The organism is Nostoc sp., assembly GCF_036917615.1.
GTDB lineage: Bacteria > Cyanobacteriota > Cyanobacteriia > Cyanobacteriales > Nostocaceae > Nostoc.
Genome location: NZ_JBALCZ010000068.1, coordinates 268,360 through 280,321 on the forward strand (window position 1 = coordinate 268,360; position 11,962 = coordinate 280,321).

The window sequence follows — 11,962 nt, forward strand, 5'->3', positions numbered from 1 at the left end:
CCCTTTGGGATTGGGGAATTGAAATTAATCTCACCCGAATTTCCAAAGGTCGGTTGCCGATCCTTGGACTTTTTTCCATATCCCTTCCGCATCTACTTTTTCTGATGTTTTGCACTTTTTTGTCATCGAGTCAAGAGTCTCTTGCACCTCGGTAGATTCTCATTAAGTACAAATACTCCTAATTATTCTTATAACTTAGAATAGCTTGCCGCTGTTGAGCAGGCTATTTTGTTTGAGATGAACAGTATCTCATTTGCGGATTTGCCCCTCATCCCATTGAAGTATTTTTTAGAGTAATTTTAGACCACTAACTTATAGGATTACTAATTTTATCAGTAAATACCGATCAATGAGCGTAAATTATTAAGAAATCCGAGAACTCTACAATGACACTTGTATAAATCTCGGTGACAATCTGAGCAAAAGAGGATAACAAAATGCCTGAAAGTAAATCAAAGTTTTTGATTCCTGCTGTTGGTGCTGCTGTAGTTGTAGCAGGAAGTATAGCGGCTTATACGTATTTTAAAGGGCCATCAGGAGGTAGCTTAGATGCTCTAGGCAGTGCTAAAGTAGTACCTTCAACAGCATTGATGGCAACTTATATTACTACTGACTCTCAAGCCTGGGCAAAGTTACAGCAGTTTGGCACTCCAGAAGCACAAAAATTAGTGGCAAAAGGTCTGGAAGATTTCAATAAGCAAATGTTCAGTGACAGTAACGTTTCTTATGAAAAAGACATAAAGCCTTGGGCTGGTAGTGTAATGATTGCTGTACTGCCACCAAATCCGGTTAAACCGACGCAGTTCAATGTGCCGTCTGGGACACCTAATGTACCAAAAAATTTACAGCAGGAAGCGAATATCCTGATAGTAGTGGGAATCAAAGACAAACTCAGTGCCTTGAATTTTGCTAATAAATTGAAGTCACAAAAAGGGTTGAAATTCCAGGAATCTGACTACCAAGGTCAAAAAATTATCGAAACTATACAAAATGGTAAGCCGACGTATAGCGTAGTTTTAAATAATAGTCACTTGGTATTAGCCCCCGAAAAGCAAGCTGTAGAAAAAGCAATTGACACGTTTAAGGGACAGTCTTCTTTTGCCAGTAAAGAAGGTGCCAGCAGCATTCTTAAAGGAGTAGATGTCAAAAACAGCCTCGCCCAAATTTATGTACCAGACTATGCAGGGATGGTACAGCAATTAGCAGCCGCAAGTCCGCAGGTAAAGCAGTTACCTCCACAAACCCTGATGCAACTCAAGCAGATAAAATCTGTGGTGGCGGGTGTTGGTGTTGATAATGCAGGAGTGCGGGTAAAAGCGATCGCCAATTTAGATCCGCAACTAAATAAATTTCAGTATCAATCAAGTCCTGGGAATATAGTGGGGCAATTTCCGATTGATACATTTGGTGACATGCTCTTGTCTCTTCAATTTTTGTAAGATGCGAATTGTTACAAATAAGATGAAAGCAATGATTAAAAAGTCAAGGATGGCGCTGAAGAACTGACCGATCGCAATTCCTGGTCTGATGGTGATTGTTCTCCAGTCTTTGCCAGTCACACTAATTAAGGGGTTAATCAAGGGCATGATCATATCCTCAACCAAAGAGGTGATAACCAGGCTAAAGGCAGTAACCAATAATCAGTGTGATCGCCAAGTCTATTACACTGCCTTTGAGGGCAAATTTTTGAAAATCCCTTAAAAAGCCGCTTGCATTTCTTCTGGCTCTTGCCATACTTGAAACTCGATAAGTTGATTGTAGTTTTTTTTAGATGGGATTCAGCTTTTTACCCTCTCTGTTTAGATAGATTTTCCTAAGTATCGAAATCTTACCAATCTTGAATGGATGGCTTTGATGAAGTACAAATTGGAGATCATTGTGATTCTCTAGAGAAAGAAATCACCTGAGATATTAATGTCAACTTTCTATGACATTAGTCTCCAGAGGTCAGTGAGGGGAGGCAGACTGCGGTTATGCAATTCCATTTGCATCTAGACTGGACTCCAGCAAGTATGTCATAAGTAAAAAAAGCTGTTGAACGCGAATTAATTTATGACCGCTACTGTAAACACTAATCCTGGTTTCGCTTCCCACTTGGTGAATGGCATATTGACAATCAAGCCTTTAGCTAACCTAGCCAAGCATCAAGCTAGACAAATGATGATTAAACGTGCCGAAAGAATTGGTGTGCCTTGGACGCAAGAAGTCGAAACACTACAAGCGCTTGATTGGAAGGCTGATCTAGCTCAAGTACAAAATCCTCAGCTTTCCTACCCCAATTACTACGTCACCTCATTCCATGCTTACGAAACCGGAAATCTCAGTTGGCAAGCCGCTTTTGAGGTAGAATCTGCTGCCTACGCTGTCCACGCTAGGATTTGGCAGGACGCCCAAGCGCAAGGTGATCCCATGCTGCGCCAAAGCTACCACAATATCCTGAAAAGTCAAATCCCCAACGAGCCGCAATACATCTTAGATGTAGGGTGTAGTGTTGGCTTGAGTACTTTTGCCCTACAAGCAGTTTATTCTCAAGCTAAAATTATCGGCTTGGACTTATCTCCCTACTTCTTAGCCGTTGCCAATTACCGCGCCCAACAACGTCAAGCTAAAATTAATTGGCTTCATGCCCAAGCGGAATCTACTGGGCTACCAGATGCCTCATTTGATTTAGTTTCCATTTTCCTGATGTGCCACGAATTACCCCAGTCAGCAACCCGACAAATTTTAGCTGAAATGCGGCGCGTGCTGCGTCCAGGTGGCTACTTGGCAATCATGGACATGAATCCCAAATCTGAGGTTTATAAGAAAATGCCAGCTTACATTTTGACGTTGCTCAAAAGTACTGAACCGTATTTAGATGAATATTTTGCTTTGGACATTGAGCAAGCTATTGTTGAAGCGGGTTTCCAAAGTCCTACTATGATTAACAATACCCACCGTCACCGCACAGCGATCGCTCAGGTGAGTGGTTGATTATTTCTCTACTGCTGTGGGCAGCAATACCACCCTTGCTGCTGCTAGGGTACTACTACTGTCGGGTGCCATTTGCCCCACTTCTGTTAAGGTTGCTGATGTTCTTTATCATCGGGGCAATATCTGGTATCTTAGCCCTTAGCCTCGAATGGATTTTTGAAATTGTAGCCAACAAGATTGGGGACTGGCATCACATTCAGCTATGTCTGCCGACAAGCCGCTGCGCGTCTACGCTTACTGGTATAGCCTTGCGGCAGCTTGTGGAAGTAGGCCCAATTGAAGAAGGCTGCAAGTTGGTAGCGGTTGTTGTCCCAACCTGCTATCTGCAACGCAGGTATCGATTACTTCACTCTACCGTTTTTCTGTTCACTGTAGCGGTTGCCCTCGGATTCACTGCCGAAGAGAATTGGATTTACCTTTTCCACGATACCGCATCAATTCTTGACCGGACTATCGGCACGCCAGTCCACACCATGTTCTCTGCACCTTGGGGATATGCCTTAGGAATCTATATTTCCTCCCACACTCGGTTAAATCGAGACAGGAAGTTCATTTTTCGGGCTTGGCTAAATTCTGTAATCTGTCATGCCCTAGTTAATGTCCTATCTAGTGCTTGGCGTTACTCACTACCCTTGCGTTTCCTTAGCTATAGTTTATTTCCGTTTCTATTGTGGATGTTTTGGCGACTAGAACAATTAATGCGAAAAGTGCAAGGCAAACCCGCCATTACCCTGATCTCAGACCGTACACCCCAGCGCCGTTACTGGCAGAGGAGTTTAGTGCTATTTGCCCTCGTGCTGGGTGGAAATGCTATTTTTGGGCTGTTTCTCTTAGCTAGGATTCTAAGTCCGTTGAGTCCGTCGAAGCTTTTTGATACTGATATTTTGTGGTTTATATTTACTCGCTTTTTACTAAATCTCTTTTTCGGAGTTTTAGCCTGGGGCATTTATCGCTATTTGCGACATTCCGGTCGGCGTCGGTATTTTTAAAATATGATTTAGGAAAATGCTAGGGGGTTTCTATGCAAACAACTCCAGTGCGTTGGACGACTGCTGACCTAGAGCTATTTGCTGGCGATTCTCGTTCCGAGACACTTCGTGAACGCAGAAATCGCTATGAGATTATTGATGGAGAAATATTTGTGACCAAAGCGCCTAACTGGGATCATCAAACAAGCTGCGCCAATATTGTTACAGTTCTTAAGAATTGGTCAGATGAAACTGGTCTGGGTAAAGCTGCGTAGATGCAAAGCAGCTTGTCGTCAGACATCGCACCTGGAATTATTTTCTCAGATTCTGACAATGTGATCCCTGATGTGGTGTGGGCAAGTCATGAACGCTTAAAACACTTGCTAGATGAAGCTAAACACCTCACGGGCGCACCAGAGTAGTAGAAGTTCTGTCACCTGGCGAAAAAAATTAGAAACGCGACAAGGAAACAAAGCTAAAGCTGTACTCGGTGCAAGGGGTTCAGGAATATTGATTTGCGATTCTATACAGAAAAAAGTTGAGGTTTATCGTCGTGAGCAGGCTGCATTAAAGTTAGCAGTTACTTTATTTAATCAAGATGAATTGACAAGTCCTTTGCTACCTGGTTTCAACTGTTTAGTTAGTAAACTTTTCTAGTTGGGCATTGGGGAGCCAGTGCGTTGGGCGGCTCTGCCGACTTGAAGCAACTGGCGTCATGGGGATGATATAAATTCCCTATGTCCTATGCCTGGATTTCCAATTAGCTAAACCCGTGCTAATACTGGCTGATTCACGGCTGCACTGGCTGAATTTGATTCTGACTCAGTACAGTAGATTTCGCAGGAGTTATTGGGACTTTCAATCAGTTTCACTTTGTAAAGTTTAGCTCCCAATTCCTCAATAGGCGATCGCAGTAAATTACTAATGTAAAGTGCGATATTCTCAGCAGTGGGCACGACTTCGGCAAAGTAGGGAATGTCTTTATTTAAAAAGGTGTGATCGAATGGCTCAACGACATAATCTTCTATAACTTGGTTCAATGCCCCTAAATCAACAATCATGCCGGAGCGTGGATCAATTTCCCCTTTGACGGTAACTTCTAAATGGTAGTTGTGTCCGTGACCGTGAGGACGGGCGCACTTACCGTAAATTTCAGTGTTTTCTTCGTTACTGAGGTTAGGATGAGCCAGCCGATGGGCGGCGCTAAAGTGAGTACTGATGGTGAGGTAGGCTTCCATTGCGTTTCCCATATAATCTGCCCAAAGTTCAGGATGTTCAAATAACTGCACACGGACTAAAGGCAAGTAGGGTGCTAGTCGCTGCCAAATAATCCGTGCAATATTCTCAGTGGTAGGCAGAGTTTGTTGAAATTCTGCCCACACATCGTTGAGATAAGAGAAGTCCAATTGACTGGTAACTTCCCCTGTGATTACGTGTTTCACATTAGACAAGTTTAGCACCATGCCATATTCATCTAATTCCCCACCGAGGGAGATAAATAAGACATAGTTATGTCCGTGTCCAGGAAATCTAGAACAAGCACCAAATTTCTGAATATTTTCGGCTTCACTCAGTTCTGGCAACCAATAACGATGACTTGCCGAAAACTGGGCGCGGCGATTAACAATACATTGCATGAGTACACTGGGAGCAAAATTTAAAATTTCTTACTCTTTTTCTGTTTCCAGCATAAACTAATTTCTTTGTCAGTGCTTAGGGGAATAATATACGAAGAAAAATGCTCGTCAAACTTGGAGTTTGAAAGATGACTGCTTTTCAAGAGAATAATGAGGCGCTGAGTCGTAATGAATTTCTGGCAACAGAACTACTAAAGATTGTGAACTCACTTCCCGGATTTTTCCCATTAAAGAACGAACTTCAGGAAAAATTGGACAATTTACGTTCTATTATCCAAGGGCTACGTCCACCACGAGTTATGGTAATTGGTCGTTCTAGATCCGGTAAATCATCTCTGATTAATGCCATTTGTGGTTTAAAAGTTGCAAAAGTCAGTGATACAACACCAGAAACGGGCATGGCTGAATGGAAGAAATACTATCACAATGGCAGTGATTTACTCTAGATTCTAGACACAAGAGGCTTACAGGAGTCAATAGCTCCAAGGCAATATGATTCAGCCAAAACGCCTTATGAAAGCATCATGCAAGCAGTAAAAAAAGATTGCCCAGATGTCATTCTCTTTGTCTGCAAAGCGGAGGATGTTCATGTTGCTAGTCAGGAAGACCTTAATATTTGTGAATTAATCGTTGGAGAAATCAAGAAGCTATATCGGCGGGACTTACCAATTATTGGAGTTTTGACAAAATGTGATCAATTATCACCTCCAGGAGTTCTTTTACCAACTGACAATGAAAGGAAAAATAGCAATATTCAGGAACAAGTTAAAAGTTTTTTTGCTTTCTTGAGAGCAAGAGAAGGATTAAGCAAATCTGTAAAAGATGTTATTCCTACTGTTGCATACGCTGAATACGAAGATGGGAAAAATGGCTTGATTCTCCCAGATGAAGATTATAGGTGGAATATCACTGAACTAGTGGAAACAATGATTCAGTATACACCGAAGGAGATACGCGGCTCTTTATCACGGATGGCGCATATTACAAAATTTCAACTCCATGTTGCTAGGATACTTGTTACAACTTGTACTGCTTTGTGTGGTTTTGTTTCTGCCAATCCTATTCCAGGTGCAGCAATACCAGTAGTGGCTAGTATTCAAACTTTTATGGTTATGTATATTGGCTGGCTGAGTGGACGGGAGTTTTCTGATCAAACCGTCAAAGACTTTGTTGTAAATGCGGGAATAGGTGTTGGAGTAAATTTTGGGATGATCGGTATTGCTGATATTGCCTTAAAATTGGTACCTGGCTTAGGTAGCTTGCTGGCGGCTGGGGCTGGTGCGATCGCTACACAAGGTTTAGGGGATGCAGCGATCGCATATTTTCTCACGTTACCAAAGGCAAGAAATACAGCCTCCTAAACTAAACTATTGATTAACTGAAACTTGCGCTTCACAGTGTAATCCCGTAGCTATGCGGAATAGTTCTTGACCTGTGTGTAAATAACGCTCATCGTAGTTCAAAGGAAAGTAACCCAACTCATCGAGTCCATCTGCTACTTGATCGAGGCTGTAGTAGAGGTGAGCCGCTGTTCTTGCTAGACTAGGCGGATTCGGCAAGGAGCGAAAAGTAATTTGTGCCTGCTTGAGGTCATCTCGACAGGTTTTTAAATATTCCTGAAATTCATCTAACAATTCATCATCAAAGGGATCAGCGGCTAATTGCTCCATTTGTTCTTCTAGGGAATAAAGAATGGTACAAAGCAAGCGATTGACTGGTTGGTAAACTTGGCGCAGCCATTCTTCAACCTGCTCGTCAACATCGCGTCCAGTTTTTCGTCTTGTTTGGTAATGTTTTTGCGCTGATGCTGTACGCTGTAGGCGATCGCTATTTAATTTTTGAGAGTCATCTTGCAGTTGTTGGTCATAATTACGGCGATTTTGGTTGTCGCCTAAAACCTCATAGGCTGCATTGATGCGGATTATCTGCTCGTGATCGGCTGTTTCCTGATTACTGTCAGGATGAAACAATTTAACCAAGCGGCGATAAGCTTGCTTAATCTCCGCCTGGCTGGCACTTGGACTAACTTTGAGAGTTTCGTAATGGTTAGAAACGTGCTTAGAATTGACCATTAATTCAATTTATCGTTAACTGACGCTAGCGGCCAACCTTGCCTCCAGATCTTGGAACAACGGCGTACTCAAATACCTCTCACCAAAACTGGGCTGAATCATCACGATTAAACGCCCTTTGTTTTCTTGACGTTGGGCAACGCGAATTGCTGCACATAAAGCTGCTCCACTGGAAATGCCAGATAGTAGCCCTTCTTCTTTTGCTAAACGCCGACTGTAAGCGATCGCTTCTTCATCGCTGACGGTAATCACTTCATCAATCAATTTTATCTTTAGCACTTGGGGAATAAACCCAGCGCCAATTCCCTGGATTTTGTGGGGCCCTGGCCGTCCCCCAGATAAAACTGGGCTATTGGCAGGTTCAACAGCGATCGCCTTAGAACTTGGCTTATGTGCTTTAATCACTTCTGCTACACCAGTGATCGTACCACCTGTGCCCACTCCTGCAACAATCATATCTACTTGTCCATCAGTATCTTCCCAGATTTCAAGGGCTGTAGTTTCCCGATGCACTTTTGCATTGGCTGGATTGCGGAACTGCTGCAACATATAGGTATTTGGCGTAGTATTAACTATTTGCTGCGCCCGCCCAATTGCCCCACTCATGCCTTCCATACCTGGTGTTAGTTCCAGTTCTGATCCATAGGCCCGCAACATTGCCCGTCGTTCCCCACTCATTGTCTCTGGCATTGTCAAAATTAACCGATAACCCTTAGCTGCTGCTGCCATTGCTAGGGCAATTCCTGTATTTCCAGAGGTGGGTTCTACCAATATTGTCTTAAGAGGAGTAATCAGCCCCTCCTCTTCGGCGGCGTTAATCATACTTACCCCAATTCGGTCTTTAACTGATGCCGATGGGTTCATACTTTCCAGTTTCACCACAATTTCAGCAACACATCCTTCTGTTTGGGGAATGCGGTTCAACTGCACTAGGGGTGTACGACCAACCAGTTCTGTAATGTTACGAGCAATTCGCATAATTTATTCCTTAGTTATTAGTCAAGAGTCATTTGTCATTAGTCAATAGTCATTGGTGAGTCCAGAATTGTGGGAGGGTTTCCACGCTACTTTCTTCAATTTGGGCATTGCCTTTCGGCAGTTCACCCAAAACAATAATGGCTCCCCATGCGCGGCATCGTCTCACGCCACTTGACGCCAGTCCGCTCAAGTCGGGAAACCCGCCCATGCGGCTGGCTCCTCTATTTGGGGAAACCCCAGACGTTCGCGGACTTGCTTACGATGCGCGAACGCTAACACCAACGCAGTGATTAGCGACTGGCTGTCTTCATAGCGGTAGCGAAGTTAGGAGCGTCACTCATAAAGGTCAAATAACAAATAACAAATGATAAATGACTCTTGACTAAATGTAGTACATGATATCCAATTGCCGCCGCGAATCTCGTTTTTCACAAAGATCCTGGAGCGTATATTTTTGCAACACTGAATTTGCCGCGCGACTTGCTTCTTGCCAAATTTCTTCTATAACCGAACTGTCTACCGTTTTGAGATTAACGTTGTCTTCACAAGTCCGCACCTCTAACCCTTCTAAACATTCCAAAATCTCAAAAAGGATGATTTTCCGGGGTTCTCGGGTTAACAGATAGCCACCTTTTGATCCGCGCTGACTCTTGACTATACCCCCACGCCTCAGGGTTGCTAGTAGCTGTTCCAGATAGCGATCGGGTATGTTTTGTTGTGCTGCAATTTGTCGAATTTGCAAAGGTTCGCCGCTTTCGTAGTGAGCAGCCATCTCTAATAAGGCCAGAATTGCGTATTCCGATTTACACGATAGTTCCACAAGCAGCAATAAGTTAGGGGTTAAGAGTTAGGAGTTAGGAGTTAGGATCTGGGAGTTATTCAATTTGGATTTGATATTTTTCCTTCAATCTAAAATCCAAAATTCAAAATCTAAAATTGGCAGAGTTAGGATATTACGCAATATGTAACTTTATACCGCCAACCTCTATTAGAAAAGCTCGCTCAGAAAAAGTTGCTCACGGCGTAAGTTACTTGTAGAGTGGGCATTATAATGACCAGCCTACTCTGGTCTATTCATATAAAACCCGCTATAACTCACAACTCCTAACTTTTCTAGTATACTCCGGTTAACTACGGGGTTTATTCGTTGCTGCTATCGACAACAAAAAGCCCCGCCTGATGGCGGGGAGCAATAAAGTTCAACATTGTCGCTGGATAGTCAACACTCTAGAAGGTGAAAGTTGTTCTGAGCGTACCGATAAACGCATCATCGTTATCGCTGTTTTGACCAGGAGAGGTTAACCAGATTACACCAGGGGTAACTGAGACATTATCCGACACACGATACTTGTAGAAGCCTTCAAAGTGATAAGGTATATCATTACCAACAAAACCTGGTCGGTTAAAGGCATAGGGTTCTGCACCAGCAAAAAGACCTAAAACGTTACCTTTTTTACCAAAATCAGGTAAGGCTAACCCAACACCATAACTCCAAGCTTCATAATCATCATTTGCACCGAAGCCTACGATATTGTGGTAAGAGACGAAGCCACTAATTGACAGTTTGTCGCTGGGTCTAAAGGCAGCCGACACACCATAGGAATTACTTGAAGATCCATTTGCGGGACTTAGAACGTTAGCTTGTCCAGTACCTACCGTAACATTGTCTCCATAAACATCTGATGTGGAACCTGAGTTGAACAACAAACCACCTGCGGCACTATATCCGTGAACATAGGTAGCAGCTAAAGCCAAGCGATTGCCAACACTAAAGTTCAACTGTCCTAAAGCAGCATAGTCGCCGTTGGCCACACCTGAACCAAGAGCAGGATTATTAGCTTCCGATGACAAGTAACCCGCTGTGATTGAACTATTTCCCAAAATACCGCCACCTTTACCAAGGGGTAGATTGAGCGCTATACCTGCACCGCCACCAATCCGATAGATGGGACTTTCAGAAGCAAAGGTAGACAAAGCACCATCACCACCGTCAGTTTGATCAAAAAAGTAAGGATTATTGACGGCTGCATAATGGCTATGCCGTCCGCCACTAGCTGCGATGTAAACTTGGGCTGGGCCGATGGGAACTTCATAGGTCAAGCGGTCTATGTTAACACTGTTGGTACCAGTGCTACTGACTTGAAACGTCTGTGTGCCTTCCGCAGTGTTGATAGGCAAACCAGCGTTATCCACTTGTGCAAAATCTCTTGCATTACCAGCAGCCAGACGAGTATGTAAAACGTCTCTACCCGTGAAGCTGGTTTGCAAGTCTAAACGTACCCTATCTTGGAAGACGGTATTATTGTTGTCACCAGTTTTACCTCCAAACACATCACTAACGGCAAAAACGGCTTCACCGACTAGTTTAGTGGTAGTGGAGAACTGATTAGCTTCCAATTCAGCAGTCCGCGCTTCTAAGGAATCTACGCGACCCCGTAGAGTTGCCAATTCGGCGGAAAATTCTTCTTGCAACCGTTGCAAGGTAGCTAAATCTTGTTTGGTCACCAAGTCAGCTGTTGCTGTGGCAATCAATTCGTTAACCCGATCCAAACAGGCATTCAAACCAGCAGCAAATTCATAACGGGTCAAAGCACGATTACCGCGATAAGTGGCATTCGGATAACCTGCAATACAACCATAGCGCTCAACCAAGGACTGCAATGCTTGGAATGCCCAGTCAGTGGGTTGTACGTCGGAAAATTGAGAAACCGATGTTACTTGAGACTGAGAGTTATTTTGGTTGCCTTCGTTGCTGTAGCGATTAACTTGATCTATGGTTGTTTGAGCCAATATTTCTGGCTGTTGGGCAACTTCAGTTACACCTAGTTGTTTTGCTGGTGATACTTGAGTGGTTATCTTTGGAGCCGCAATTGCTGTTGTCGAAACTAACAATGTTGCTCCCAAAACTGCTGGGCTAACCACTAAGGATTTCCACAAGAGATTAGACATCTTTTCTTTACTCCTCACACCTTGTTTAGATAATTCTGTTCGTGCACCTAGATCTCAAAAATGCGACATCTCATTGAAACCTGTGGATGAGGCATAGTTGCCATTACTACAATTTTAGTTTTTGCAAAGCTAATAAACGATTAACTTAGGGTTAAAAACTTATGTAATTAACTTATGCAAAAACATATCTTTATATCATAACATTATAAAACATCTGATCTAGATGGCAAGATCACAGCGATCGCCTTGATAACTGTCACACATAGTTATCTAAATATCTAAGCAGGGAGTAAGAGCTGATTCGTAAAGAAAATCTAAAGAGAATTAAGTCTCGCTTTACTCAGGTTATAGGCTAAACCGAGAGCAGTTATGTTATTGTCGATGA

At 43.2% G+C, this 11,962-nt stretch carries 12 protein-coding genes and 2 pseudogenes; 7 read left to right on the top strand and 7 right to left on the bottom strand.

Annotated elements, in window-relative coordinates; genetic code table 11:
• Positions 1 to 437: 437 nt before the first annotated feature.
• A pseudogene (locus tag V7K85_RS24640) lies at positions 438 to 1,406 on the top strand (DUF3352 domain-containing protein); the annotation flags it as partial.
• Here the strand turns inward: V7K85_RS24640 and V7K85_RS24645 are convergent.
• Together V7K85_RS24645 and V7K85_RS36650 are read right to left on the bottom strand one after the other, a co-directional pair.
• Positions 1,362 to 1,592, bottom strand: a complete 231-nt coding sequence (locus V7K85_RS24645; protein WP_334817476.1) for an MscL family protein — start codon at positions 1,590 to 1,592, stop codon at positions 1,362 to 1,364. The pseudogene V7K85_RS24640 and the gene V7K85_RS24645 overlap by 45 nt on opposite strands.
• A 28-nt stretch (positions 1,593 to 1,620) precedes the next feature.
• Positions 1,621 to 1,734 carry an MscL family protein gene (locus V7K85_RS36650; protein WP_442940615.1) on the bottom strand — a complete coding sequence of 38 codons (114 nt, stop codon included), beginning with the start codon at positions 1,732 to 1,734 and terminating at the stop codon, positions 1,621 to 1,623.
• 318 nt (positions 1,735 to 2,052) lie between these two features.
• Between V7K85_RS36650 and V7K85_RS24650 the strand changes: the two genes are divergently transcribed.
• The 3 genes and pseudogenes from V7K85_RS24650 (at position 2,053) to V7K85_RS24660 (ending at position 4,598) form a co-directional block, all read left to right on the top strand.
• Entirely contained in the window at positions 2,053 to 2,973 is a 921-nt protein-coding gene (locus tag V7K85_RS24650) for a class I SAM-dependent methyltransferase (RefSeq protein WP_334817432.1), read from the top strand.
• Entirely contained in the window at positions 2,970 to 3,962 is a 993-nt protein-coding gene (locus V7K85_RS24655; protein ID WP_334817434.1) for a PrsW family intramembrane metalloprotease, read from the top strand. The genes V7K85_RS24650 and V7K85_RS24655 overlap by 4 nt, the downstream gene beginning before the upstream one ends.
• 32 nt (positions 3,963 to 3,994) lie before the next feature.
• Positions 3,995 to 4,598: pseudogene (locus V7K85_RS24660) on the top strand (Uma2 family endonuclease).
• 107 nt (positions 4,599 to 4,705) lie between these two features.
• Here the strand turns inward: V7K85_RS24660 and V7K85_RS24665 are convergent.
• On the bottom strand, positions 4,706 to 5,578 hold the full coding sequence (locus V7K85_RS24665) for a 6-carboxytetrahydropterin synthase (protein ID WP_334817436.1): 873 nt from the start codon (positions 5,576 to 5,578) through the stop codon (positions 4,706 to 4,708).
• A 128-nt stretch (positions 5,579 to 5,706) separates the two neighbouring features.
• On the opposite strand from V7K85_RS24665, the gene V7K85_RS24670 reads away from it, so the two are divergent.
• Both V7K85_RS24670 and V7K85_RS24675 read left to right on the top strand, forming a co-directional pair.
• Positions 5,707 to 6,024 (top strand): GTPase, encoded by a 318-nt coding sequence (locus tag V7K85_RS24670; RefSeq protein WP_334817438.1) that lies wholly within the window; start codon positions 5,707 to 5,709, stop codon positions 6,022 to 6,024.
• 78 nt (positions 6,025 to 6,102) lie between these two features.
• Complete coding sequence (locus V7K85_RS24675) at positions 6,103 to 6,939, top strand: hypothetical protein (RefSeq protein WP_334817440.1); 837 nt, start codon at positions 6,103 to 6,105, stop codon at positions 6,937 to 6,939.
• A 6-nt stretch (positions 6,940 to 6,945) separates the two neighbouring features.
• Here V7K85_RS24675 and V7K85_RS24680 read toward each other — a convergent pair whose 3' ends face one another.
• Positions 6,946 to 7,650 (bottom strand): J domain-containing protein, encoded by a 705-nt coding sequence (locus V7K85_RS24680; protein WP_334817443.1) that lies wholly within the window; start codon positions 7,648 to 7,650, stop codon positions 6,946 to 6,948.
• 15 nt (positions 7,651 to 7,665) lie between these two features.
• Complete coding sequence (gene cysK, locus V7K85_RS24685) at positions 7,666 to 8,628, bottom strand: cysteine synthase A (protein WP_334817446.1); 963 nt, start codon at positions 8,626 to 8,628, stop codon at positions 7,666 to 7,668.
• 137 nt (positions 8,629 to 8,765) lie between these two features.
• Between cysK and V7K85_RS24690 the strand changes: the two genes are divergently transcribed.
• Positions 8,766 to 8,918 (top strand): hypothetical protein, encoded by a 153-nt coding sequence (locus V7K85_RS24690; protein ID WP_334817448.1) that lies wholly within the window; start codon positions 8,766 to 8,768, stop codon positions 8,916 to 8,918.
• 92 nt (positions 8,919 to 9,010) lie between these two features.
• Here V7K85_RS24690 and V7K85_RS24695 read toward each other — a convergent pair whose 3' ends face one another.
• Together V7K85_RS24695 and V7K85_RS24700 are read right to left on the bottom strand one after the other, a co-directional pair.
• Positions 9,011 to 9,448, bottom strand: coding sequence for an RrF2 family transcriptional regulator (locus V7K85_RS24695; protein ID WP_334817450.1), 438 nt, complete (start codon positions 9,446 to 9,448; stop codon positions 9,011 to 9,013).
• 407 nt (positions 9,449 to 9,855) lie between these two features.
• Positions 9,856 to 11,577 (bottom strand): iron uptake porin, encoded by a 1,722-nt coding sequence (locus V7K85_RS24700; protein ID WP_334817452.1) that lies wholly within the window; start codon positions 11,575 to 11,577, stop codon positions 9,856 to 9,858.
• Positions 11,578 to 11,962: the final 385 nt, after the last annotated feature.